Raw genomic sequence first — 24,089 nt, 5'->3', positions numbered from 1 at the left:
GGCCTAGCTGCCCAGCGCCATATCGCTCACGAACGGGTTGGTTCGCCGTTCGTGGGCGAAATTGCTGTGCGCGCCATGTCCGGGCAGGAAGGTCGTGTCGCCGCCGAGCGGCCACAATTTCTGCGTGATCGAATCGAGCAATTGCTGGTGATTGCCGCGCGGAAAGTCGGTGCGCCCGATCGATCCCTGGAAGATCACGTCGCCGACGATCGCCAGCTTCGACGGCGCATGGTGAAAGACGACATGCCCCGGCGTGTGCCCGGGGCAATGGATGACGTCGATCTCGAGATTGCCGACGGTCACCTTGTCGCCATCGACCAGCCAGCGGTCGGGCTCGAACGATTCGCCGACCATGCCGAAGCGCGCGCCGTCCTCGGCAAAGGCGTCGATCCAGAAGCGGTCGTCCTCGTGCGGCCCCTCGATCGGCACGCCCAGTTCCTTCGCGAGCATCCCGGCCTGCCCGCAATGATCCATATGGCCATGGGTGACGAGGATCTTCTCGACCTCGACTCCGGTCTGACGCACCGCCTCCTTGAGCTTGTCGAGGTCGCCGCCGGGGTCGACGAAAGCCGCCTTGTTCGTCGCGGTGCACCACAGCAAGGTGCAATTCTGCTGGAAAGCGGTGACCGGGACGATCGCCGCGCGCATCGGGGGTTCGGGAGCGTTCATGGCCGCCGATGTGGGGAAAAGCGGCGAAAATGGCAAGAGCGGGAACGGCGGCATTCGACTGGAAGCGGTCATAAGATCTTACCTCGTCACCCCGGGCTTGACCCGGGGCCTGCCTTGCCTTTCACCGTCAGCAAGAAGAAAGGCGGGTCCCGGGTCAAGCCCGGGATGACGGAAGTGAGAGGGCGCAACGTCCGCTCACCAACCCAAAGCCGCCCTCAACGCAGCGTCATCGTGTCGCCTTCGACATTCACCGCGTCGAGTTTCGAGAGGAAGCTTTGCCCGAGCAGCGACACGCCCATGTCGGCGTCGATCACCGCCGCATGCACCCCGCGCACCTCGATCCCGTCGACTTCGACGCTGTCGAGCATCACCGGACGCATCGAGACGACCCCGCCCGCGGTACTCGCGCTGCCCCCGACCGGAAGGTCGTCGACGTTGATCCCCAGCGCCTCGGCATCGCGGCGCGTCAGCGCGACGATCGACGCGCCGCTGTCGACCATCATGCGGATGTTCCGCCCGTCGATTTCGGCGTCGGCATAAAAATGCGAGTCGGCGGCGCGGCCCAGCCGCACCTCGCCCGATGAGCGCGCACCGCCTGCCGCTGAGGACCAGCCCCCGCTCTTGCGCCGCTCGGTCGTCCAGTTGCTGTTGTCCTGCGCACTTTCGGCCGCCGGTCCGGCGGCATTGTCGGTCGCGCGGCCGGCGATGCCCGCCATACCGATCGACACCACCGCGATACCCGCGGCCAGCCCAAGGAAACGCCCCATCATGGGCGCTATTATCGCAAGGGAGGGTTGGAGATTGGTTAAGCGGGTTCGCGCGCGTCGGCCGCGACCATCGCCGCGTCCGTGCCTTGCTCGATGAACGCCCGCCATGTCGGCGCGTCGCCGCGAATCGAGTAAGCGATCCGCGCGCAGGCATAAGACCGGCCGGGTCGATTGTCGGCCTCGCCCGCCGTCGCGGGCCATGGCCCGTCGCCATTGCCGCCTGCCGACCAGCAGACGAGCGCCTCGGCCTCTTGGCCCGCCTCGATCGCTGCGCGCTCGTCGGCGTTCAAAGAGGCAGGCGCACTCCATCCGAAAATGGCGCGATGCGTATAGCCTTTTGAGAACAGCGCGTGCAGGAATGGGCTGTGGCGATCGTGGAGCAGGCCGGCGATCCGATCGCGGTCGGCCGCCGCCAGCCACTGTCCGCCGAAAAGCGGCGCCCAGCGCGCCTCGTCGCGCGATCGCAACGCCGTGACCAGTTCGTCCGCGGCCGCCTCGAACCGCGGCGTCCATGCCGAATCCGCGGCAAGCGGCGCGAGGCGCGCGGGTGCCTGCACCGCCTCCGGCTGGGTTGGCAGCAAGGACGTCGGCGCCGCGGTTGCGGCGGTCGACAAGGCGAGAGCGGCGGCGAGCGCCGACGAAATCAGCATAGCGCGCATGGCGGGCAATCTAGCAGCAAAGGCTGCACCTGTCATGAACCGGCGGCGAGCCCCACGCGCAGCCATGCCGGCGCCGCCGCGGCGTCGATATTCTCGGTCCGCCTGTGCTCGACCGACCAGCCGAGATCGGGATACGCAACGACCTGCCGTTTTTCGTCGGCCCCGGCCAGCGGCACGACGACGAGCCGCCGATTGACCTTTTGCCGCCAGTTCATCCGCGCGGTATTTTCCTGCCCGACATAACAGCCCTTGGTGAAGCTCACCCCGTTCAGTTCGGCGGCATTGCATTCGAGCCACAGCGTCGTGCCGTCGCCGAGTTCGGCGCGGCCTTCGGTGACGCCGAGCGCCAGCCGGTGCGCCCGCCACCGTTCGTCGGCCCCCTCGCCCTCGTCCGCCGGCGCAAGCCAGCGCTGGCCGAGTTCGGGCAGGCGCGGATCGACAACGCCAAGGTCGTCTTGCGGCGCCCAATGGACGCACAGATCGGGTTCGCGCTCGATGGTGATCGCGCGGCGTAAACGATAGAGCGTCAGGCGCTTCGCGAGGTCCCCGGCCGCGTCGCGCTCGCAGTCGATCAATAGGTCGTCGCCGTCGCCCCAGATCAGGAAATCGAACAGCGCCTTGCCCTGCGCGGAGAGCAGCGCCGCCCACACCGGCAGATTGCCCGACGTGTCGTTGGTGACGAGACCTTGCAGGAAGCCGCGGACGTCCTCGCCCGACAGACGGATGAGCGCGCGGTTGATCAGGGTGGTATTGGCCATGGCGATAATCTAGGGACACGCCAGCTAAAACCAACCCACAAGTTGACGAGTCCCGCATGACCGACCGCCTGACGATCCGCCGCCCCGACGACTGGCATGTCCATCTGCGCGACGGCGCGATGCTCGACCATGTCGCGCCCTATACCGCGCGCCAGTTCGCGCGCGCGATCATCATGCCGAACCTGTCGCCGCCCGTCACCACCGCCGAGGAAGGCCGCGCGTACCGCGACCGTATCAACGCCGCGGTGCCGGCGGACCTCGACTTCACGCCGCTGATCGTCGCCTATCTCACCGACCACAGCAGCCCTGAAGAGATGGCGCGCGGCCATGCCGAAGGCGTCTTCACCGCGGCCAAACTTTATCCCGCGCACGCGACCACGGGCAGCGCGCACGGGGTCACCGACGTCGCGAACATCATGGGCGTGCTCGAACGGATGCAGGACATCGGCATGCCGCTCCTGATCCACGGCGAGGTCACCGACCATAACGTCGACATCTTCGATCGCGAGGCGGTGTTCATCGAACGCACGCTCGAACCGCTGGTGCACGCGCTGCCCGCGCTGAAGATCGTGTTCGAGCATATCACGACGGCGGAAGCCGCGCAGTTCGTCGCCGATGCACCCGCCAATGTCGCCGCGACGATCACGCCGCAGCATCTCCACATCAACCGCAACGCGATGCTCGTCGGCGGCATCCGCCCGCACGCCTATTGCCTGCCCGTCGCGAAGCGCGAGCACCACCGGCTCGCGGTGCGCGCCGCCGCGACCTCGGGCTCGCCCAAATTCTTCCTCGGCACCGACAGCGCCCCGCACGCGGTGCACACGAAAGAGGCGTCGTGCGGATGCGCGGGCATCTTCAACGCGCCCTATGCGCTCGAAAGCTATGCGATCGCGTTCGATCAGGATGGCGCGCTCGACAAGCTCGAAGGCTTTGCGAGCGAGCATGGCCCGAACTTCTACGGCCTGCCGCTCAACACCGGCACGGTGACGCTCGAACGCGCGTCGGTGACCGTTCCCGACATTATCGGCGAGGTCGTTCCCTTCCACGCCGGCGAAACGATCGGCTGGCGGATCGCCGTCTAGGCCGCCGGCATCATCCGCTCGGCGCGCATCTTGCGCCACATGTCGAAACTGAACACCGCGATGCTCGCCCAGATCAGGATGAAGCAGGCGAGCTGTGCGGGCTTCAATGGCTCGTGGAAAACGAACAGGCCAAGCAGGAACTGCACCGTCGGCGCGAGGAACTGGACAAAGCCGAGCGCGGCATAGCTCATCCGCCGCGCCGCGGTCGCGAAGAGCAGGAGCGGCACGGCGGTTACGATACCGCCCGCCATCAGGAGCGCGCTGATCGACCCGTCAGAGCCGAAACCGCGCCCGTCCCCGGCCCACAGGTAAAAGGCCGCGATCGCCAGCGAGGGCACGAATAACACCGTCGTCTCGATCGCGAGGCCCGGAAGCGACCCGACCGGCACGACCTTGCGGATAAGCCCGTATATGCCGAACGAAAAGGCGAGCGTCAGGCTGATCCACAGCGTATCGAGCGCGCCCGCGAGCAGGATCGCCACGCCGATACCCGCGATCACGACCGCCGCGAGTTGCAGCCGCGACAGCCGCTCGCCAAGGAACACCATGCCGAGCATCACGTTGACGAGCGGATTGAGATAATAGCCAAGGCTCGCCGCAAGCACATGGTCGGTGAAGATCGAATAGATATAGACGAGCCAGTTGACCGCGATCAGCAGCGCGCTCGCGAGCAACAGGCGCAGCGTCCGCCAGTCCGTCAGCACGGCCAGATATTCGCCGATCTGGCGGCGGAAGAACATGATAAGGAAACAGAGCGGCAGCGACCAGATGATCCGCTGTGCCAGCACCTCGACCGGCGGGACGCTGCTCAGCAGCTTGAAGAACAGCGGGACGAAGCCCCAGATGCCATAGGCCGCGAGCGCATAGGGCAAGCCGCCCTGATGGCTCCCCGCCGGGGCCTTGTCCTCGGTCATGATTGCAAACCGCCTTCCGGCCGGAAATTCAGATGATGCCGCCGCCCAGCATCAGGCGGATCACGCCGATGACGATGACGACGATGTTCAGGTTGCGCCCGCTCGTCTTGTCCGACATCGCGCCGAGCGCGAGCCCGACGACGGCGAAGGGTATGATCACCCAATTCGCCCAGCCGAGCAGCGGGATGAAGGCGAAAACGGCCAAAACCAGCGCGATAACGCCAATGACGAGCGATCCGATATTGAGCATGGCCGGGACTGTCGCACGGCATTGCCGATGCGGCAAGAGCCTTTCGGTTCATCGACATATGCACTCGCTTCGTCTTGTTGCCTAACGTTCATGCAACGTCGGCGAGACCATGGCCGTTCTCACATCGAAGCGCCCGGTCTCGCCAAGCGGGACGAGGCGCCGAACCAGGAAAGGACTTAATATGCGTAATCTCACCAAGGGCCTGATGGGTGCTTTTGCCGCCGCCAGCGTCGCCCTGACCGCGCCCGCCTATGCGGGTATCGCGGCACCGGCGAAGGCGGATGGCTTCCATCAGCTCGACCAGTCTTCGGGCTTCCACAAGAAGCGCAAGGATCGCCGCTATTATGCGCGCGACCAGCGCGTCAATTCGAACACCCGCATCTGGCGCGGCGATGATGGTCGCTATCGCTGCAAGAAGGACAATGGCACGACCGGCCTCCTGATCGGCGGCGCGGTCGGCGGCCTCGCCGGCCACGAAATCGCGGGCGGCGGCGACAAGCTGCTCGGCACCGTGCTCGGCGCCGCAGGCGGCGCGTTGCTCGGCCGCGAGATCGACCGCGACAAATATCGCTGCCGTTAAGCCAACAGCACCCGTCTCGAGTGCGGGTTTGGACCCCTCCACCCGTACACGCTGATGGAGAGGGCACCGGTTTCACCGCCGGTGCCCTCAAGCGTATCCGCTTGCCGAACAGGCGCGCTTGCCGCAGAAGCACCGGCCAACGTTGCCGGAGAATGAAGATGTTAAACGGCCCCCTGCTCGTCACCGAGCGGCTGATCCTGCGCCCGCCCGCGACCGAAGATTTCGACGGTTTTGCCGAAATGTGCACCGAGGAAGACACGATGCGCTTCATCGGCGGCATCTGCCCGCGCTCGCAGGCCTGGCGCATGTGGTGCACGCTCGCGGGTGCCTGGCACATCCGCGGCTTTTCGATGTTTTCGGTAATCGAGCGGGCAACCGGCGAATGGGTCGGACGGCTCGGCCCATGGGAGCCCGAGGGCTGGCCCGCGCCCGAGATCGGTTATGGCGTGCGCGCCAAATTCGCGGGCAAGGGCTATGCGCTCGAAGGCAGCGTCGCGGCGTGCGACTTTGCGGTCGAATTCCTGAAGTGGCCCGAACTGATGCACAGCATCGATCCCGCCAACACGCGCTCGCAGGCGCTCGCCAAGCGGCTCGGCGCGATGAACAGCGGCCCTACCCGCCTGCCCGCGCCGTTCGAGGACGCACCGGTCGACGCGTGGACGCAAAGTGCCGATGCCTGGCGGGTGAAGCGCAAGGAATTCCTGCCCTGAAAATCGCGATATCGGCAAAAGCGTCTCGCTCCGAGACAGTTCTCGGCTAACAAAGCCTCGCCCGTTAACGCATTTTATTTGCGCCTTTTTGGTCAGGATCGGGCATTCCCGTCACAGGATTAAGGGAGTGTTAGCGATGATGTTGCGCGGAAAATGGCTCGTTGCCGGCTTGCTGATGGCGGCCGCACCGCTTGCCGGTTGCCGGGACAATCCCAATGCAAAGGCCGACCTCGCGCCGCTCGACGACGGGCTGACGAACGCCGATCCGGCGATCAAGGGCGCGCTCGAAGACAAGATCATGGTCGATCCGAAGCTCGCCGACCAGTCGAACCGCAACGCCGTGGGTCCCGGCAACCGGCCCGTAGACGGCGGCGTCCCCGGCATCGCGGGCGGCAAGGCCGCCACCGCCGCCGAAGCCGCCGCTGCGCTGGCCGCCGGCAAGCTGCTCGCCGCGCCGAAAGCCCTGCCCTTCGAGGCCGGATGCGACGGCTGCGAAGCGGAAAAGCGCCCCGTCACGATCGGCGCCCTCGCGCGCGACCAGCAAAAGGGAAGCTGCGACGCGAAGCTGACCTATGGCAATGCGTGGGCCGATCGCCTGCCCGCCGCCTTCAAGGTCTATCCGCGCGCGACGCTGCGCGAGGCCGCAGGGATCGCGGGCGGCAAATGCAATATCCGCGTCGTCAATTTCCAGACCGCGGCATCGATGCAGGCGGTGCTCGACTATTATCACACGATGGCGATCCGCGCGGGCTACACCAGCGATCACCGCGTCAACGGCAACGAACATATGCTCGGCGGCACCAAGGGCGACCTCGCCTATGTGCTGATGATGCGCCGCGACGGCGCGATGACCGACGTCGACCTGGTGGCATCGGGCGGGAAATAGTCCTTCCCGCAAGCCCAAAAAAAAGGCCCCGGTTTCCCGGGGCCTTTTTCTTGGCGGACGAACAGCCCGTCAGATCTTGTCGCCAAGCGCGCCCTGCACCTTGCCTTTGAGGTTCTGGGCTTCACCCTTGCGTTCCTGCGCTTCGCCTTCGGCGCGAAGACGCTCGTTGTCGGTCGCCTTGCCGATCGCCTGCTTGGTGTTGCCAGCAGCTTCGTTGGCGAGGCCTTTTGCCTTTTCGGTGAATTCACCCATGGGGAGTCTCCTTATCTTGGCAGAGGCGGGAGGGGCTCGCCTCTTGTGAGACCAACGGAAGGCCGGGAAAGCTGTTCCGCCGTTTGGGACAAGGCGTTCACTACAGGAGGTAATCGACCGATGGCGGTCGCATCAAGCCGACCCGCCGAACAATGTTCTTGATACGTTCCAATCATCTCCTTACGCAGCCTGGCTGGATTGGGGAGAGCGAGCGGTGGAACTGGAGCCGGGCTGCGTCATCGAACAGACCGATCTGTCGGATTGCGACTTTGCCGACGCCGACCTCGCGGGCGCGATGCTGACCGGCTGCGTGATGCGCGACGTACAGTTCAGCGGAACCTGCCTGCAAGACGCGCGCCTGACCGGATGCCGCCTGATCCGCTGCCGTTTCGCCAATGTCGACATGCGTGACGCGATTTTCGACAATTGCTCCTTCGTCGACGACGCCGGCCATGTCGGCGCGCAATTCGCCTTCTCCCGCCTCGATCAGACGCGGTTCGCCCGCACCGATCTGTCCTTCGCCAAATTCGACCGGTCGGCGCTGTTCGGCATCGAGTTCGACGCGTGCAACCTGCGCGGCGCCGCATTTCACAAAGCCGATTTCAGCCGGACCTTCGGGCGCAAGCTCGTCAAGACCGCGGCGACGATACGCGGCTGCAACCTCGAATTCGCCGACCTGAACGGCATACGGATGCCCGACTGCGACCTGTCGGGCTCGAATTTCCGCGAAGCCGTGCTGTTCGATGCCGATCTGGAGGGCGCCGACCTGCGCGGCGCCGACCTGGTCCTCGCGCTGACCGCCGGCGCCAAACTCGCGCGCGCCGACCTTCGCGAAGCCGACGTCGCGGGCCTCAATCCGAAGGAGCTGGCGAGCCTCGACGGCCTGATCATATCGGCCGACCAGCAGACGCACCTCCTGGCCGCGATGGGGCTGGAAATCTATCCGGGCTGAAGGACCCGCCTAGATCAGCCCCGCCAGCGGGCTCGACGGATCGGCATATTTGCGCAGCCCCATCCGCCCGGAAAGATACGCATCACGCCCCGCCTCGACCGCAAGCTTCATCGCGCGCGCCATGCGGATCGGGTCTTTCGCTTCGGCAATCGCGGTGTTCATCAGCACGCCGTCGCAGCCGAGCTCCATCGCCACCGCGGCGTCGCTCGCCGTGCCGACGCCCGCATCGACAAGCACCGGCACCGACGCGCCCTCGACAATCAGGCGGATCGTGACGCGGTTCTGGATGCCCAGCCCCGAGCCGATCGGCGCGCCGAGCGGCATCACCGCGACCGCGCCCGCATCCTCGAGCTGCTTCGCCGCGATCGGATCGTCGACGCAATAGACCATCGGAAGGAAGCCCTCTTTCGCGAGCACTTCGGTCGCCTCGAGCGTCTCGCGCATGTTCGGATAGAGCGTCTTGGCCTCGCCGAGCACTTCAAGCTTCACAAGGTCCCAACCGCCCGCCTCGCGCGCGAGCCGCAAGGTGCGGATCGCGTCGTCGGCGTTGAAGCAGCCCGCAGTGTTGGGCAGGTAAGTGATCTTCTTCGGATCGATATAGTCCGTTAGCATCGGCGCGGTCGGGTCCGACACATTGACGCGGCGCACCGCGACGGTGACGATTTCCGCCCCCGACGCTTCGACCGCCGCGGCATTCTGCTCGAAATCCTTGTACTTGCCGGTGCCGACGATCAGCCGCGACGTGAAAGTCCGGCCGGCGACGGTCCAACTGTCGATCTTGTCCACATTCAATCCTTATTCTGTACCACGTTCGCGATATCGCCGAGCGGATCGCGAACGAAAAAGCGGCGGACGCCCCACGGCTCGTCGCGCAGGGCGTATACTATCTCGTGCCCCGCCGCGACCGCCCGCGCATGCACCGCGTCGACATCGTCGACCCCGACCGAATAGGCGGGATGCAGCCCCGAGGGATCCCCAGTCAGAATGCTGATCTGCGCCATCGGCTGGCTGCCCGAGCGATAGGTGGCGATGAAATCCATCGCCATCGCGGTTTCCAGCCCCAGCACCTCGTTGAAAAAGCCCTCGCCGGTCCGCACGTCGTCGGCATAGCGATTGGGTACGATGCGCGCGACCGGCATCAACCGCCCCCCACGAAATGAACAATTTCCAGCGCATCGCCCTCGGCGAGCGTCACATCGGCCAGCGTCGAGCGCGGCACGATCACCCGGTTGCGCTCGACGGCGACCTTCTTCACGTCGAGACCGACCGAGGCGACAAGATCGGCAACGCTGCCTTCGCGCACCTGCCGTTGTTCGCCGTTGAGGATGACCGAGATCACTGGGGAATCCGCCTTGCTTTGCCTTTGCCGAGCAGCCCATATAGGGGGAGCGCCCTGCGTCGCAACCGAAAGACCGCCTCTTGCCCGACCTTCCCACCGTCTTCGTCTTCTCCGGCCCCAACCTCAACCTGCTCGGAACGCGCGAGCCCGAGATTTATGGCCACGACACGCTGAACGATATCCACGCGCGGCTCGAGACACAGGCAGCCGAACTGGGGCTGCGGGTCGAATGCCGCCAGACGAACCATGAAGGCGTGCTGATCGACTGGCTCCACGAGGCCTATGTCGCGGGCGCGAAGGCGGTATTGCTCAACGCGGGGGGCTATACGCACACCTCGATCGCGATCCACGACGCGATCAAGTCGATCAAGGTGCCGGTGATCGAGGTCCATTTGTCGGATCCGATGAAGCGCGAGGAATTCCGGCACATCAGCTATGTCGGCATGGCAGCGGTCGCGCATTTTGCGGGACACGGCGCGAACAGCTATACGCTGGCGCTGGACGCCGCCGCCCGTCTCTGACAATAGGGCGCATCAAAAACGGGGTCCGAGCGTCGGTACACCGACGCCGCAACAACAGGAAAAATTCTCATGGGTGACCATAAAGACAATGGCATCAACATCGATCCGGCCTTCGTGCGCGCGCTCGCCGAACTGCTCGACGACACGCAGCTTTCCGAAATCGAGGTCGAGGATGGCGAGCGCAAGGTGCGCGTCGCGCGCACGCTGACCGCCGCGGCGCCCGTCGCCTACGCCCCGGCGCCGGTCGCTGCGCCCGCCGCCGCCGCGCCGGCCGCACCCGCCGCGGCGCCCGCGGCCGCTGCCCCCGCCGCCGACAGCTTCGCCGACGCGGTGAAGTCGCCGATGGTCGGCACCGTCTATCTCGCGCCCGAACCGAGCGCGCCCAATTTCGCCGCCGTCGGTTCGGCGGTGAAGGCCGGCGATACGATCCTGATCATCGAGGCGATGAAGGTCATGAACCCGATCGTCGCCCCTGCATCTGGTACGCTCAAGGCCGTGCATGTCGAGAACAGCCAGCCGGTCGAATTCGACCAGCCGCTGTTCACCATCGGCTGAGCCCCTCACCCATGGCCATTGAAAAGCTCCTGATCGCCAACCGCGGCGAGATCGCGCTGCGCATCCACCGCGCATGTCACGAGATGGGCATCAAGACCGTCGCGGTCCACTCGACCGCCGACACCGACGCGATGCACGTCCGCCTTGCCGACCAAGCCGTCTGCATCGGCCCGCCGGCGGCGAAGGACAGCTATCTCAACATCCCCGCGATCATCGCGGCGGCCGAGATCACCGGCGCCGACGCGATCCATCCGGGCTATGGCTTCCTCTCCGAAAACGAGCGTTTCGCCGAGATCATCGAAGCGCACAACATGGTCTTCGTCGGGCCGAAGCCCGAGCATATCCGCACGATGGGCGACAAGGTCGAGGCCAAGCGCACCGCGGTCGCGCTGGGCCTCCCCGTCGTTCCGGGTTCGCCCGGCGCGGTGACCTTCAGCGAGGAAACGAAAAAGCTCGCGAAGGAAATCGGCTATCCGGTGCTGATCAAGGCCGCCTCGGGCGGCGGCGGCAGGGGCATGAAGGTCGTCCCCGACGAAGACAGCCTCGAAAGCCTGATGGGTCAGGCATCGAGCGAAGCGGCGGCCGCGTTCGGCGATCCCACCGTCTATATGGAAAAATATCTGGGCAACCCGCGCCACATCGAATTCCAGGTGTTCGGCGACGGCAAGGGGCAGGCGATCCATCTCGGCGAGCGCGACTGCTCGCTCCAGCGCCGCCACCAGAAGGTGCTCGAAGAAGCCCCCTCGCCGATCATCTCTGCCGAGGAGCGCGCGCGCATGGGCGGCATCTGCGCCGACGCGATGGCGAAAATGGGCTATCGCGGCGCCGGCACGATCGAGTTCCTGTGGGAAAATGGCGAATTCTTCTTCATCGAGATGAACACGCGCATCCAGGTCGAGCATCCGGTGACCGAAATGATCACCGGCTTCGACCTCGTCCGCGAACAGATCCGCATCGCGGGCGGCGCGGGCCTCTCGGTCAAACAGGAAGATCTCGAATTCCGCGGCCATTCGATGGAATGCCGCATCAATGCCGAGGACCCGCGGACGTTCCTGCCCTCGCCGGGCAAGGTGACGAGCTATCACGCCGCAGGCGGGATGCATGTGCGCGTCGATAGCGGGCTCTACGCCGGCTATTCGATCCCGCCCTATTACGACAGCATGATCGGCAAGCTGATCGTCTATGGCCGCAGCCGCGAAAGCTGCATGATGCGGATGCGCCGCGCGCTCGAGGAAATGGTGATCGGCGGGATCAAGACGAACATCCCGCTCCACCAGGCGCTGCTCGCCGACCCCGACGTGATCCACGGCGACTATACGATCAAGTGGCTCGAAGAATGGCTGGCACGGCAGGATGAAGAGGCGAAAGCCTGACATCTATTCTTGCGACGGAGTGTGCGGCCGCTCACTTTAATTGCGGATAGTTTTTGGCTATGGGCTTTAACCATGGTCAAAAACTCCCCCATTTCGGCGCGTCCCGCTGCGGCGCTTTTCCTCCCGCTGACCCTGCTCGCGGCGCCCGTCGCCGCGCAGACGAACGTCAAGGAGGATTCGGTCGTCCTCCAGCCCGACAAGGTCAAGGACGACGCCCCCGTCGTCGAGACCGCGGCCGAGGCGAACCTGCCGAGCTGGTCGAAACAGAATGCCGAAGCGCTGCTCGCCTCGATCGAGGGCGTCGGCGCCGAAGGCCTGTTCGCAAAGGATTACAGCCCCGACGCACTCGCCGCCGCGATCATGAGCGGCGATCAGGCGCGGCTCGACAAGACCGCGACCGACACCTTCCTGCTGCTCGCGACGCACCTGCGCGACGGGCGCACGCCCAACGCGGCGCGCAAGCAGTGGTTCATGGTCGACAGCGACGGCGACAGCGAACCCCTGCTGTCGCTTCTCGCCGCGGCGCTGGGCGCCGGAACGGTCAGCGAAACGCTCGCGACGCTCGACCCCGTGCACCCCGATTTCGCCGCGCTCAAGGCGTCGCTGAAGAAGGCAAAGACCCCGGCCGATGCCAATGCGATCCGCGTCAACATGGAACGCTGGCGCTGGATGCCGCGCACGCTAGGCGAACGTTATGTCGTCAGCAACGTCCCCGAATATGTGACGCGCGTCGTCCATGGCGGCACGATCATCGCGACGCACAAGGCCGTCGTCGGCAAGAATTCGACCCCTACGCCGCAACTCAACCCGATGGCGACCGGGATCATCGTCAACCCGACCTGGACGCTGCCGCGCAGCATCATCAACGAAGGCATCGGCGCGACGATCGCACGCAACCCGTCGGCGGCGCGCGCGCAGGGCTATACCTGGACGGGCAGCGGCAAGACGCTGTCGGTCGTGCAGCAGCCTGGTGCGAACAACGCGCTCGGCGTGATGAAGATGGAGATGCTCAACCCGCACGCCATCTACCTCCACGACACGCCGTCGAAGGGCGCGTTCGCCGCGGCGGCGCGCGCATTCAGCCACGGCTGTATCCGCACCGAGCGCGCGCTGCACTTCTCGGGCCTGATGGCGGTGATGTTTGCGGGCAAGAGCCCCGAGGAATTCGGCGAGGCGATCGCGAGCGGCAAGACGACGCGCTTCGGCTTCGATAACCCCTTCCCCGTCTATGTCGCTTATTGGACCGTTATTCCCGACGGCAAGGGCGGGGTGAAGAAGCTCGCCGACATCTATGGCCGCGACGCGCCCGTGGTGGCGAGCTTTGCCAAGCCCGGCCGCCCGACCGCGACGATCGTCGCACCGACGCCGCCGGCCGTCGTTCCGACGGTCACGACCACCGCACGCGCGACGACGCCGGGGACCAGCGGTATCTATTGATAAGCGGCGCCCGACGAAGCCGTCGCCCGGGCGACGGCTTCGGAAGTGTCACGGCGAGCGGTAGCGGCTCGGCGGCACCCCGAGCATGCGCTTGAACATCGTCGAGAAATTGCCCGGGCCGTCATAGCCAAGATCATAGGCGATCGACGTTACCGGCTCGCCCGCCGCCAGTTTCGGCAACGCAACTGACAGGCAGGCCTGCTGGCGCCATTCGGCAAAGCTCATCGTCGTTTCGCGCCGGAACAGCCGGGTGAAGCTGCGGCGGTTCATCCCCATCGCATCCGCCCATTCGTCGATCGTCGCCGCCGCGTTCGGCCGCTCGAGGAAGGAGTGACATCGTCTTGCCAGCGCCGGATGCGACGGGAAGGGAACCGCCAGCGGGATCGGCGGCGCCGCGTCGATTTCCGCCATCAACAGCTGCATGATCAGGCCGTCGCGCCCGGCGACATCATATTCGGGTGTCACATGCGCAGCGGCGGACAGGAGGTGGCGAAGCAACGGCGACACGCCGACGACCTGACACTGGAGTCCTCTGCCGGCGCACTCTCCGGGTTCGACGAGGACGCTGCGCGTTTTCACCGCACCCACCATGCGCACCGAATGCGGCGTGCCGCCCGGAATCCAGACCGCGCGCTCGGGCGGCGCCACCCACGCGCCCGACGGCGTGCTGACCGCCATCACGCCGCGCGCGGCATAGAGAAACTGGCTGCGGCGGTGCCGATGTTCGGCCAGCTCGAACGAGTCCGGATAATCGTGACCGATCGCGATGAGCGGCCGCGCCACATGGTCATTCTCGTCGGGATAAAAGTCCATCATGTCCCACTCGCAGAAATGATTGGCTCATACAAGCAAGCGGGAACAAGGCGCCCTTGCTAGAGGCGCGCTTCCCAGAAAAGCGAAAGACCCGATCGTGACCGATTCCGCCGCCACCCTGCCCATCTCCCCCGATATGCTGCCTCCCGCCGCGCCGCGGCAGGACGGACCGAAGCTGGTGGTACAGATCGTCGGCGCGGTCGCCTTCGCCCACCTTCTGAACGACCTGATCCAGGCCGTGCTTCCGGCGATCTACCCGATGCTCAAGGATAAATATCATCTGAGCTTCGGCCAGATCGGCTGGATCGCGCTCATCTATCAGGTCACTGCCTCGCTGCTCCAGCCATGGGTCGGGCTCTATACCGACAAGCGTCCGCTGCCCTATCTGCTGCCGCTCGGGATGATCGTCACCTTGGTTGGCGTCGGCGGCCTCGCGATGGCGGACAGCTATTCGGCGCTGATCCTCGCGTCCGCCGTCATCGGGGTCGGATCGGCGACCTTCCACCCCGAGGCCTCGCGCGTCGCGCGGATGGCGTCGGGCGGTCGCTTCGGCACCGCCCAGTCGGCGTTCCAGGTCGGCGGCAACTCGGGCTCCGCGCTCGGCCCCATCGTCGCATCGGCGATCATCCTGCCGTTCGGCCAGACCGCGGTCGGCTGGCTCGCCTTCGTCGCCGTCGCGGCGATCTGGGTGCTCTTCGGCGTCACGAAATGGCGGTTGCAGCACAGCCGGGCGCAAGCCAGTGCCCCCGCCGCCGTCCATGCGTCGCCTCACAGCCGCCGCGAAATCATCCGCGCGCTTTCTGCGATCGGCATCCTGATGTTCGCCAAGTTCATCTACATCGGCGCCTTCACCAACTACTTCACCTTCTACCTGATCGAACGGTTCGAGCTGACCGCGCGCGAATCCCAATTCTATCTCTTCTGCTTCCTCGCCGCGATCGCGGCCGGAACCTTCGCCGGCGGACCGGTCGGCGATCGCATCGGCCGCAAAGCCGTGATCTGGGTGTCCTTCCTCGGCGTCGCGCCCTTTGCGATGATCCTGCCGCACGCCAACCTGTTCTGGACGACGATCTTCGCCATTTCGATCGGCCTGATCATGTCGTCGGCGTTCGCCGCGCTCGTCGTCTATGCACAGGAACTCGTCCCGGGCCGCGTCGGGCTGGTGTCGGGATTGATGTTCGGGCTGATGTTCGGGATCAGCGGGGTCGGCGCGGCCGGGCTCGGCCAGCTTGCCGACCTCTATGGCATCGTCTGGGTGTATAAGTTCTGCGCTTACCTGCCGCTTCTGGGCCTCGCGACATTCCTGCTACCGCGCTCCGACGAACATAGACGAACCGCCTGAGGAGAGGTTCGTCGAAATGCCCGGAGTGGCGAGTGAACGCGCCTAGTCCGTGGTCTTCGGCAGCGGCCCGCTGATCGAGCTCGCGCGCCGCAGATTCTCCATCCCCGGCAGCGGGTCGGCGGGCGGCAGTTCGAACGGCTTGGGCATCGGCGGCGGCGCGCTCAGCCGGTCGGCGAACAAGAGCCGCCCCGGCCCGAGCTTGTAGAGGATCATCGGAAGCAGTTCTTCGCCGAAGACGAAGCAGCCTTCGCTGCGCCCCAGCTTGCCCTGCGTCGCGATCAACGCCGGCTCGGCGTACCAGGCGCCGTGCACGACGATCGCGCGCTGGTCGGCCGAATAATTGTCGGGCTCCAGCCCCGCGAGGCGCATCGACGATCCGTTGGCGCCCCAATAATAGTCGCTGGTGCGATACGCGCCGCGCGAGGTCGCGAGGCTGCCGACGCGGTTCGAGAAACTCTTGAGCCAGCCGTCGTGCTGCGGGTCCGACCCGCGCCCGTGCGTCACGGGGAACATGTCGACCTTGCCCGCAACCATGTCGACCAGCGCGAAACGCGGGCGCGACGACGGCAGGCCGAAATCGACGACGCCGACGCGGTCGCTCTGCGGAATATTGCGTCCCTGCATCGCGAGCTGCTTCTTCGCCACGGCCAGATAGTCGACCGGCGGCGGCAAAGGCGCCACCGGCTGCTGAACCCAATTGGGGAGCTGTGCCCGCGCCGGTACGGCGGCCATCGCCCCCGCTCCCGCCATCGCTGCCAGCATCGCCCGTCGATCGATCAATTCATTCACTTGCAACCCAACCCCGCATTGGCCGCCTTTTACGGTCCTTCGACTTTGCATAAGTCGTATGTTGGCCGCGAAAGGCAAGCAGGTGGTTCCCCTTCATGCGGGAAGATGTGCCATATATGCCATGAATAGCGAGTTTACGCTGCTGTAAGGCTGCGTTAGGACACGCGCCATGAACGCAACCATCTGGCACAACCCCGCTTGCGGCACCTCGCGCAAGACGCTGGCGATCCTTCAGGAAACCCCCGGCGTCGCGCTGACGGTGATCGAATATCTGAAAAACCCGTACAGCGCGGACAAGCTCCGCCAGCTGTTCGCCGACGCCGGCATCTCCGCGCGCGAGGCGCTGCGCCTGCGCGGCACCGACGCCGAAGAGCGCGGGCTGAAGGATGCGAGCGAGGACGATATCGTCGCCGCGATGGCGGCGAGCCCTGCCTATGTCGAACGGCCGATTGTCGAGACCGATAAAGGCGTGAGACTGTGCCGCCCGCAGGATGTGGTGCACGAAATCCTCTAACCCGCAGCGATCCGCCCGCCCGCGATGCGGAAGCGCGTGACCGGCCCCGGCATGTCGCCGAACAGCGCCGCTTCGGTCCCCGTCAGCCACGCCTGCCCGCCCTGCCCCGCGAGCCGCTCGTAGAGCGCGCCGCGGCGCAGCGGGTCGAGGTGCGCCGCGACCTCGTCGAGCAGCAGCACCGGCCGCTGCCCGCGCGCGCGCGCGACGCTGTCGCTGTGCGCGAGGACGAGCGAGAGCAGCATCGCCTTTTGCTCGCCGGTCGAACAGCGCGCCGCGGCGCGGCCTGTCGCGGCGTGAACAGCCGACAGGTCGTCACGATGCGGGCCGGCGGTCGCCCGCCCCGCCGCGGCGTCGATACGGCGGCGCGCCGCGAACAGCGCCTTCAGCGCGTCGACTTCGTGCGGCGCATCGCGCGCGGCGCCGTCGCCGTCGACCAGGGTCAGCAGCGGGCGCGCGAAGGGTGCGTCGGGTTGCCCCGCGAGTTCGACCGACAGCCCGGCGAGCATATGCTGGCGCGCCGCGTCCATCGCCGCACCATGTTCGGCGAGCTGCGCCTCGAGGCTTGCGAGCCACGCCGGATCGGCGGCAGATAGGTCAGCGAGCAATTTCCCCCGCGCGCGTAGCGCCGCCTCGTAGCGGTTGCTGTGCTGTGCGTGGCGCGGGTCGAGCGCGAGCACGAGCCGGTCGAGGAAACGCCGCCGGTTGCCCGCGGTCTCGACGAACAACCGGTCCATCGCGGGGGTCAGCCACAGCACCGCCAGCCAGTCGCCGAGCGCGGTCGCGGCGGCGGTCGCGCCGTTGATGCGCACGATCCGCCGCCCCGGCTGCGCGGCCTCGATTCCCGTTCCCAGCGCCACCGGCGCTAGGTCCGCACCAGCCTGCACCTCGGCAAACACCGCGAAGCCGCCGCTCGCGCCGTCGCGCACCATGTCGGACAGCGCCGCACGGCGAAGCCCGCGCCCCGGCGCGAGCAGCGAAATCGCCTCCAATATATTGGTCTTGCCCGCGCCATTGTCGCCGTGCAGCGCGACAAGCCCCGGCGCGGCCGCCATGTCCGCGCCGGCATGATTGCGAAAATCGGTCAGCGAAAGGCGGGTCAGCGTCATCTGCCTGCCCGCCTACCGCAGCCTCAGCGACGAAGCCAGCGCATCCGCCAAGCAGGTTCCATTGAAATTTTTCCGACTAGCGGGAATTTTCACCATCACAGCGCATTTTTCGCGCTGAAATAATATGTCGCGAGCCGAAAAACCCCGCTTAACCGCCAATGAATGAAATTGGCACGGTCCCTGCGTTACTGTTGGCATCCACCGGATGGCCCGGATGGAAGGTTCAAGGAAGGAAAATATCATGGCCCATTTCAACGTCGAATCGTTCAAGAGCTACGCAATCGCTGCGGTTGCCTCGCTTTACTGCTCGATCATGCTCCTCGCCGCTGCCGGCCCCAACGGTCTGGTCGCCTGACCGACCGCCGCGGCCCTCGATAAACGCCGGCCGTGCTGGCCGGGATGGAAAGGAAAGAAATGAAACAGGGTTTTCGCAAGAATCGTCGCGACGGGATGATCTTCGGCGTGTGCGCCGGAATGTCGGACCAGTTCGGTATCGACGTCTTGTGGACGCGCGTCGGCTTTGTCGCCCTGACGCTTCTGGGCTTCGGCCTGCCTCTGCTGCTGTACCTCGCCGTCGCGATCCTCGCGCCCTAGGACAGCCCGGGCCGGCCGCCTTACAGGCGCAGTCGCACCGGCCCGCATATTCCCAGGACCAAGGGCTCACCGGCCACCCCGGTGGGCCCTTTTCTATTTGGGCCGCACCGTGAAACGGTACGGGATGTACAGAAACACTTCGGTCGCGCTCGCTTGCGCCCAGATCAGCTGCTCGTTGAGCCCCGCGACCTCGACGCCATAATCGGTGCCAAAGGCGCCAGCGGTTTTCAGCGCTTCGGCGGCGACGAGCTTGACGATTTCGGGGCGGTATTGATCGGGGTTGATGATCGTCAGCGTGATCGCACCGCGACGCTCCATAAGCGCGCGCCCTTCGGCGGGCACGCCCTTGATGAAATTGTCGATCCGCGATTGCGCGCTGCCGACCGAGCCGCCGAGCTTCGCCTTCACATAGACCGAAATTTCGCTCGTGTCGGGGCGGCCGCCGCCCGAAAAGGCGAGGTCGCGATAATTGGCCGCGGTCACCTTCGTCAGTTCGAACTCGCCGGTGACGAGTTCGACCCCCGCCGTGTCGGCGCGGCGGATCGCGCTTTCGATCATCGCATGGATTTCACGCTTGCGGACATCGGCATCGCGCGAATCCGAAGTGAACTTGACCGGCTGGATCGCGCTGTCCGCGGGGCGCCGAAGGCCGACCACCGTCTGTTCGTCGGACAGGTAATCGGCCGAGGCGCGCTGCCCCGTCACCACCACCTCGCCCTGGATATTGCTGTTATCCTGCGCGATCGCCGGCATCGTCCCGGCGATCAGCGCCATTCCCAAAAGACCAATGCGCATCGTCCCTCTCCTTCCCCATCGAGGAGGCGAAGCTATCAGCTTGCGGCCAAAGAAAAAGCCCCGCCGGATCGCTCCGGCGGGGCTCTTTTCTGTCAGCCAAAGGCCCGAGGAAGCTTATTCCTCGCCTTCGCCTTCGGGGCGCTCTTCGACCATCACGTCGTCGGTGGTGAAATCTTCACCCTGCACCTTGCCGAGCGGATCGTCGCCGATCGCCGCTTCGGGGCCCTGCGCCAGTTCGGCGGCATGCTCTTCGGCAGCGGTCGTCGGTGCGATCAGATGCTCCTGGTTCGCGGCGCGCATGGCGGCACGGAGAGCAGCATCCTTCGACGAGGCGGTAACGCGGACGCGGTTCATGGCAGCGCCGGTACCCGCCGGGATGAGGCGGCCGACGATGACATTTTCCTTGAGGCCCTGCAGCGAGTCGATCTTGCCCTGCACCGAAGCCTCGGTGAGAACGCGGGTCGTCTCCTGGAAGGACGCCGCCGAAACGAAGCTGCGGGTCTGCAGCGACGCCTTGGTGATGCCGAGAAGGACCGGACGGCCTTCCGCGGGGACACCATTCTTCGGCAGCTTGGCGTTATATTCCATCATCTCCAGATAATCGAGCTGTTCGCCCGGCAGCAGCGTGGTGTCGCCGCCAGCGGTGATCTCGACCTTCTGCAGCATCTGGCGAACGATCACCTCGATGTGCTTGTCGTTGATCTTCACGCCCTGCAGTCGATAGACTTCCTGGATTTCCGCGACGAGATATTCGGCCAGCGCCTCGACGCCCATGACGTCGAGGATGTCGTGCGGGTTCGGCGAACCGCTGATCAGCGCGTCGCCGCGCTTGACCTGGTCGCCTTCCTGCACTTCCAGCACCTTCGACTTGGGAATCAGGTACTCGATCGAATCGCCTTCTTCCGGAACGATCGCGATCTTGCGCTTCGCCTTGTAATCCTTGACGAATTCAATGCGGCCGCTGATCTTCGCGATAACGCTGTTGTCCTTCGGAATGCGCGCTTCGAACAGCTCGGCAACACGCGGCAGACCGCCGGTGATGTCGCGCGTCTTCGACGCTTCGCGGCTGACACGCGCCAGAACGTCGCCCGCCTGCACTTCCTGACCGTCCTCGACCGACAACATCGTGCCGACCGCGAGCAGGTAGCGTGCCGCTTCGCCCGACTGGTCGTCGAGCAAGGTCAGGCGCGGCTGGAGGTCTTCCTTCTTGGCGCGGCCCGCCGAGCGATATTCGATCACGACGCGCTGGGCGATACCCGTCGCTTCGTCGACCTGTTCGATCAGCGTCTTGCCGTCGGCAAGATCCTGATACTTCACGACACCCTGCTTTTCGGTGATCAGCGGCATGGTGAACGGATCCCATTCGGCAATCCGGTCGCCCTTCTTCACCTTCTCGCCGTCCTTGTGCATGATCTGCGCACCATAGGGCAGCTTGTGGGTCGCGCGTTCGCGGCCTTCGGCGTCGATGATCGCGATTTCGCCCGAACGCGACAGCGCCAGACGGCGGCCGCGCTGGTCGACGATCGTCGCCATGTCGCGATATTCGATCGTACCGTCCGAAATCGCTTCGGCGTTCGACTGCTCGTTGACCTGCGCCGCACCACCGATGTGGAACGTACGCATCGTCAGCTGCGTGCCGGGTTCACCGATCGACTGCGCAGCGATAACGCCGACAGCTTCACCGATGTTGACCGGCGTACCGCGGGCAAGGTCACGGCCATAGCATTTGCCGCAAACACCCAGCGTCGCTTCGCAGACCAGCGGCGAACGGATCTTGACCGACTGGACTTCGGCATCCTCGATACGCTGCGTCGTCGCTTCGTCGAGCAGCGTGCCGACCGGCGCGATGACATTGCCGTCCTTGTCGACGACGTCTTCGAGCGTGGTACGGCCAAGGATACGTTCGCCCAGCGAGGCGATCGTCGAACCGCCCTGGATGATCGCACGCATTTCCATGCCGCGGGTCGTGCCGCAATCTTCCTCGATCACGACGCAATCCTGCGACACGTCGACCAGACGGCGGGTCAGGTAACCCGAGTTCGCCGTCTTGAGCGCCGTATCGGCGAGGCCCTTACGCGCACCGTGGGTCGAGTTGAAATACTCGAGAACGGTCAGGCCTTCCTTGAAGTTCGAGATGATCGGCGTTTCGATGATCTCGCCCGACGGCTTGGCCATCAGGCCGCGCATGCCGGCGAGCTGCTTCATCTGGGCCTGCGAACCACGGGCACCCGAGTGCGCCATCATATAGATGGAGTTGATCGGGGCCAGACGGCCGGTCTTCGGATCCTTCGGCTCGGCGCGGATTTCGTCCATCATCGCGTTCGCGACCTTGTCGCCGCACTGCGACCAGGCGTCGATCGCCTTGTTGTACTTTTCCTGCTGCGTGATCAGGCCGTCCTGATACTGCTGCTCGAAATCCTTCACCAGCGCACGGGTTTCGTTGACCATGCCTTCCTTCGAATCGGGGATGATCATGTCATCCTTGCCGAAGGAAATGCCCGCCTTGAACGCGTTGCGGAAGCCCAGCGCCATGATGGCGTCGGCGAACAACACGGTCTCTTTCTGGCCGGTGTGACGATAGACCTGATCGATCACGTCGCCGATTTCCTTCTTGGTCAGAAGGCGGTTGACGACGTCGAAGGGCACGGTGTGCGACTTCGGCAGGCATTCACCGATGAGCATGCGGCCCGGCGTGGTCTCAAAGCGCTTGAGATACTCATTGCCCTGCTCGTCGGTCTGCGGAACGCGGCTGATCACCTTCGTGTGCAGCGTCACCGCGCCGGTGAACAGCGCCTGATGCACTTCGGCCATGTCGGCGAGCAGCATGCCCTCGCCCGGTTCGCCTTCGCGTTCCATCGAGAGATAATAGAGACCCAGCACCATGTCCTGCGACGGAACGATGATCGGCTTGCCGTTCGCAGGGGACAGGATGTTGTTGGTCGACATCATCAGCACGCGCGCTTCGAGCTGCGCTTCCAGCGAGAGCGGCACGTGGACCGCCATCTGGTCACCGTCGAAGTCGGCGTTAAACGCGGCGCAGACCAGCGGGTGAAGCTGGATCGCCTTGCCTTCGATCAGCACGGGCTCGAACGCCTGGATGCCGAGGCGGTGAAGCGTCGGGGCGCGGTTCAGGAGGACCGGGTGCTCGCGAATGACTTCGTCGAGGATGTCCCAGACTTCCTTGCGTTCCTTTTCGACCCACTTCTTCGCCTGCTTCAGGGTCATCGACAGACCCTTGGCGTCGAGGCGCGCATAGATGAACGGCTTGAACAGCTCGAGCGCCATCTTCTTCGGCAGGCCGCACTGGTGCAGCTTGAGTTCGGGACCGGTCACGATGACCGAACGGCCCGAATAGTCGACGCGCTTGCCGAGCAGGTTCTGACGGAAGCGGCCCTGCTTGCCCTTGAGCATGTCGGACAGCGACTTGAGGGGACGCTTGTTGGCACCCGTGATCGTGCGGCCGCGGCGACCGTTATCGAACAACGCGTCGACAGCTTCCTGCAGCATGCGCTTTTCGTTGCGGACGATGATGTCCGGCGCACGCAGCTCCATCAGGCGCTTCAGGCGATTGTTACGGTTGATCACGCGGCGATACAGGTCGTTGAGGTCCGACGTCGCGAAGCGGCCGCCGTCGAGCGGCACCAGCGGGCGCAGTTCGGGCGGGATGACCGGCACGACCTCGAGGATCATCCATTCGGGGCGGTTGCCCGATTCGATGAACGATTCCACGACCTTCAGGCGCTTGATGATCTTCTTGGGCTTGAGCTCGGACTTGGTGGTCGCGAGGTCTTCCATCAGGTCGACGCGTTCCTGCTCCAGATCGAGATTTTCGAGGAGCACGCGGATCGCCTCGGCGCCGATGCCGGCCGAGAAGGCGTCTTCGCCATATTCATCCTGCGCGTCGAGCAGTTCGTCTTCGGTCAGAAGCTGGAACTTCTCGAGCGGGGTCAGGCCGGGCTCGAGAACGATATAGGCTTCGAAATAGAGGACGCGTTCGAGCTGCTTCAGCTGCATGTCGAGCAGCAGGCCGATGCGCGACGGCAGCGACTTCAGGAACCAGATGTGCGCGACGGGCGCGGCGAGCTCGATATGGCCCATGCGCTCGCGGCGGACCTTGGTCACCGTGACTTCGACACCGCATTTTTCGCAGACGATGCCCTTGTATTTCATGCGCTTATACTTGCCGCACAGGCATTCATAATCCTTGATCGGACCAAAGATGCGCGCGCAGAACAGGCCGTCACGCTCGGGCTTGAACGTGCGATAGTTGATCGTTTCGGGCTTCTTGATCTCGCCGAACGACCACGAACGGATGCGTTCCGGGCTCGCGATGCCGATCTTGATCATGTCGAAGGTTTCGGGCTTCGCGACCGGGTTCATGAAGTTGGTAAGCTGGTTCATATTCTAGCTCCATCTTCCCCTCTCGCGCGGC

At 65.3% G+C, this 24,089-nt stretch carries 27 protein-coding genes; 12 read left to right on the top strand and 15 right to left on the bottom strand.

The window, feature by feature from the left end:
* Positions 1-3 precede the first annotated feature (3 nt).
* The 4 genes from ACIPPQ_RS15380 to ygfZ all read right to left on the bottom strand — a co-directional run bounded on the left by ACIPPQ_RS15380 (position 4) and on the right by ygfZ (position 2,853).
* Positions 4-669, bottom strand: coding sequence for an MBL fold metallo-hydrolase (locus tag ACIPPQ_RS15380; protein WP_446544939.1), 666 nt, complete (start codon positions 667-669; stop codon positions 4-6).
* Between the two features lie 215 nt (positions 670-884).
* Positions 885-1,436: a retropepsin-like aspartic protease family protein gene (locus ACIPPQ_RS15375; protein WP_446544938.1), complete on the bottom strand. Its 552-nt coding sequence runs from the start codon at positions 1,434-1,436 to the stop codon at positions 885-887.
* A gap of 38 nt (positions 1,437-1,474) precedes the next feature.
* Positions 1,475-2,095: a hypothetical protein gene (locus ACIPPQ_RS15370; RefSeq protein ID WP_446544937.1), complete on the bottom strand. Its 621-nt coding sequence runs from the start codon at positions 2,093-2,095 to the stop codon at positions 1,475-1,477.
* Positions 2,096-2,127: 32 nt separating this feature from the next.
* A complete protein-coding gene (gene ygfZ / locus ACIPPQ_RS15365) occupies positions 2,128-2,853 on the bottom strand; it encodes a CAF17-like 4Fe-4S cluster assembly/insertion protein YgfZ (protein ID WP_446544936.1) in 726 nt (241 codons plus the stop codon).
* A gap of 56 nt (positions 2,854-2,909) precedes the next feature.
* On the opposite strand from ygfZ, the gene pyrC reads away from it, so the two are divergent.
* Positions 2,910-3,935, top strand: a complete 1,026-nt coding sequence (gene pyrC / locus ACIPPQ_RS15360; protein WP_446544935.1) for a dihydroorotase — start codon at positions 2,910-2,912, stop codon at positions 3,933-3,935.
* Here pyrC and rarD read toward each other — a convergent pair.
* Both rarD and ACIPPQ_RS15350 read right to left on the bottom strand, forming a co-directional pair.
* Positions 3,932-4,849: an EamA family transporter RarD gene (gene rarD / locus ACIPPQ_RS15355; RefSeq protein WP_446544934.1), complete on the bottom strand. Its 918-nt coding sequence runs from the start codon at positions 4,847-4,849 to the stop codon at positions 3,932-3,934. The genes pyrC and rarD overlap by 4 nt on opposite strands.
* Positions 4,850-4,877: 28 nt before the next feature.
* The gene (locus tag ACIPPQ_RS15350) at positions 4,878-5,099 is read right to left on the bottom strand and encodes a hypothetical protein (protein ID WP_054588143.1); all 222 of its coding nucleotides are present in this window, start codon (positions 5,097-5,099) and stop codon (positions 4,878-4,880) included.
* Positions 5,100-5,280: 181 nt separating this feature from the next.
* Between ACIPPQ_RS15350 and ACIPPQ_RS15345 the strand changes: the two genes are divergently transcribed.
* From ACIPPQ_RS15345 to ACIPPQ_RS15335, 3 genes are all read left to right on the top strand, one after another.
* Complete coding sequence (locus ACIPPQ_RS15345; protein ID WP_446544933.1) at positions 5,281-5,679, top strand: glycine zipper 2TM domain-containing protein; 399 nt, start codon at positions 5,281-5,283, stop codon at positions 5,677-5,679.
* A gap of 158 nt (positions 5,680-5,837) precedes the next feature.
* Positions 5,838-6,389 carry a GNAT family N-acetyltransferase gene (locus tag ACIPPQ_RS15340; protein WP_446544932.1) on the top strand — a complete coding sequence of 184 codons (552 nt, stop codon included), beginning with the start codon at positions 5,838-5,840 and terminating at the stop codon, positions 6,387-6,389.
* Positions 6,390-6,525: 136 nt separating this feature from the next.
* Entirely contained in the window at positions 6,526-7,275 is a 750-nt protein-coding gene (locus ACIPPQ_RS15335) for a hypothetical protein (RefSeq protein ID WP_446544931.1), read from the top strand.
* Positions 7,276-7,344: 69 nt separating this feature from the next.
* Here ACIPPQ_RS15335 and ACIPPQ_RS15330 read toward each other — a convergent pair whose 3' ends face one another.
* Positions 7,345-7,527 carry a CsbD family protein gene (locus ACIPPQ_RS15330; protein ID WP_327456057.1) on the bottom strand — a complete coding sequence of 61 codons (183 nt, stop codon included), beginning with the start codon at positions 7,525-7,527 and terminating at the stop codon, positions 7,345-7,347.
* A gap of 214 nt (positions 7,528-7,741) precedes the next feature.
* Between ACIPPQ_RS15330 and ACIPPQ_RS15325 the strand changes: the two genes are divergently transcribed.
* Complete coding sequence (locus ACIPPQ_RS15325) at positions 7,742-8,479, top strand: pentapeptide repeat-containing protein (protein WP_446544930.1); 738 nt, start codon at positions 7,742-7,744, stop codon at positions 8,477-8,479.
* A 9-nt stretch (positions 8,480-8,488) separates the two neighbouring features.
* On the opposite strand, the gene ACIPPQ_RS15320 is transcribed toward ACIPPQ_RS15325, so the two are convergent.
* Genes ACIPPQ_RS15320 through thiS form a run of 3 tightly spaced genes read right to left on the bottom strand, consistent with a single transcriptional unit; the run spans position 8,489 to position 9,818 of the window.
* Positions 8,489-9,265: a bifunctional sulfur carrier protein/thiazole synthase protein gene (locus tag ACIPPQ_RS15320; RefSeq protein ID WP_446544929.1), complete on the bottom strand. Its 777-nt coding sequence runs from the start codon at positions 9,263-9,265 to the stop codon at positions 8,489-8,491.
* A gap of 2 nt (positions 9,266-9,267) precedes the next feature.
* Positions 9,268-9,618 carry a VOC family protein gene (locus ACIPPQ_RS15315; RefSeq protein WP_446544928.1) on the bottom strand — a complete coding sequence of 117 codons (351 nt, stop codon included), beginning with the start codon at positions 9,616-9,618 and terminating at the stop codon, positions 9,268-9,270.
* Positions 9,618-9,818, bottom strand: a complete 201-nt coding sequence (gene thiS, locus ACIPPQ_RS15310; protein WP_446544927.1) for a sulfur carrier protein ThiS — start codon at positions 9,816-9,818, stop codon at positions 9,618-9,620. The genes ACIPPQ_RS15315 and thiS overlap by 1 nt, the downstream gene beginning before the upstream one ends.
* Before the next feature lie 80 nt (positions 9,819-9,898).
* On the opposite strand from thiS, the gene ACIPPQ_RS15305 reads away from it, so the two are divergent.
* The 4 genes from ACIPPQ_RS15305 (at position 9,899) to ACIPPQ_RS15290 (ending at position 13,704) form a co-directional block, all read left to right on the top strand.
* Positions 9,899-10,339 (top strand): type II 3-dehydroquinate dehydratase, encoded by a 441-nt coding sequence (locus ACIPPQ_RS15305; protein ID WP_446544926.1) that lies wholly within the window; start codon positions 9,899-9,901, stop codon positions 10,337-10,339.
* Positions 10,340-10,408: 69 nt separating this feature from the next.
* The gene (accB, locus tag ACIPPQ_RS15300) at positions 10,409-10,894 is read left to right on the top strand and encodes an acetyl-CoA carboxylase biotin carboxyl carrier protein (RefSeq protein WP_446544925.1); all 486 of its coding nucleotides are present in this window, start codon (positions 10,409-10,411) and stop codon (positions 10,892-10,894) included.
* Positions 10,895-10,905: 11 nt separating this feature from the next.
* A complete protein-coding gene (accC, locus tag ACIPPQ_RS15295) occupies positions 10,906-12,267 on the top strand; it encodes an acetyl-CoA carboxylase biotin carboxylase subunit (RefSeq protein WP_446544924.1) in 1,362 nt (453 codons plus the stop codon).
* 72 nt (positions 12,268-12,339) lie between these two features.
* Complete coding sequence (locus ACIPPQ_RS15290) at positions 12,340-13,704, top strand: L,D-transpeptidase family protein (protein ID WP_446544923.1); 1,365 nt, start codon at positions 12,340-12,342, stop codon at positions 13,702-13,704.
* Positions 13,705-13,752: 48 nt separating this feature from the next.
* On the opposite strand, the gene ACIPPQ_RS15285 is transcribed toward ACIPPQ_RS15290, so the two are convergent.
* Positions 13,753-14,520, bottom strand: coding sequence for an AraC family transcriptional regulator (locus ACIPPQ_RS15285; RefSeq protein WP_446544922.1), 768 nt, complete (start codon positions 14,518-14,520; stop codon positions 13,753-13,755).
* A 94-nt stretch (positions 14,521-14,614) separates the two neighbouring features.
* On the opposite strand from ACIPPQ_RS15285, the gene ACIPPQ_RS15280 reads away from it, so the two are divergent.
* A complete protein-coding gene (locus ACIPPQ_RS15280; RefSeq protein WP_446544921.1) occupies positions 14,615-15,859 on the top strand; it encodes an MFS transporter in 1,245 nt (414 codons plus the stop codon).
* 42 nt (positions 15,860-15,901) lie between these two features.
* Here ACIPPQ_RS15280 and ACIPPQ_RS15275 read toward each other — a convergent pair whose 3' ends face one another.
* Positions 15,902-16,648: a murein L,D-transpeptidase catalytic domain family protein gene (locus ACIPPQ_RS15275; protein WP_446544920.1), complete on the bottom strand. Its 747-nt coding sequence runs from the start codon at positions 16,646-16,648 to the stop codon at positions 15,902-15,904.
* Between the two features lie 169 nt (positions 16,649-16,817).
* Between ACIPPQ_RS15275 and ACIPPQ_RS15270 the strand changes: the two genes are divergently transcribed.
* The gene (locus ACIPPQ_RS15270) at positions 16,818-17,162 is read left to right on the top strand and encodes an arsenate reductase family protein (RefSeq protein WP_446544919.1); all 345 of its coding nucleotides are present in this window, start codon (positions 16,818-16,820) and stop codon (positions 17,160-17,162) included.
* On the opposite strand, the gene recF is transcribed toward ACIPPQ_RS15270, so the two are convergent.
* Entirely contained in the window at positions 17,159-18,268 is a 1,110-nt protein-coding gene (gene recF / locus ACIPPQ_RS15265) for a DNA replication/repair protein RecF (protein WP_446544918.1), read from the bottom strand. The genes ACIPPQ_RS15270 and recF overlap by 4 nt on opposite strands.
* Positions 18,269-18,682: 414 nt before the next feature.
* On the opposite strand from recF, the gene ACIPPQ_RS15260 reads away from it, so the two are divergent.
* Positions 18,683-18,862, top strand: coding sequence for a PspC domain-containing protein (locus tag ACIPPQ_RS15260; RefSeq protein ID WP_039580111.1), 180 nt, complete (start codon positions 18,683-18,685; stop codon positions 18,860-18,862).
* Positions 18,863-18,955: 93 nt separating this feature from the next.
* Here ACIPPQ_RS15260 and ACIPPQ_RS15255 read toward each other — a convergent pair whose 3' ends face one another.
* Together ACIPPQ_RS15255 and rpoC are read right to left on the bottom strand one after the other, a co-directional pair.
* The gene (locus ACIPPQ_RS15255) at positions 18,956-19,657 is read right to left on the bottom strand and encodes a TonB-dependent receptor (protein WP_446544917.1); all 702 of its coding nucleotides are present in this window, start codon (positions 19,655-19,657) and stop codon (positions 18,956-18,958) included.
* Positions 19,658-19,771: 114 nt separating this feature from the next.
* Positions 19,772-24,058 (bottom strand): DNA-directed RNA polymerase subunit beta', encoded by a 4,287-nt coding sequence (gene rpoC, locus ACIPPQ_RS15250; RefSeq protein ID WP_446544916.1) that lies wholly within the window; start codon positions 24,056-24,058, stop codon positions 19,772-19,774.
* Positions 24,059-24,089 lie beyond the last annotated feature (31 nt).

It is taken from the genome of Sphingopyxis sp. LARHCG72, assembly GCF_052871675.1.
The sequence above is the reverse complement of the archived record's forward strand: the minus strand, read 5'-3'. Positions and strand labels throughout refer to the sequence as shown.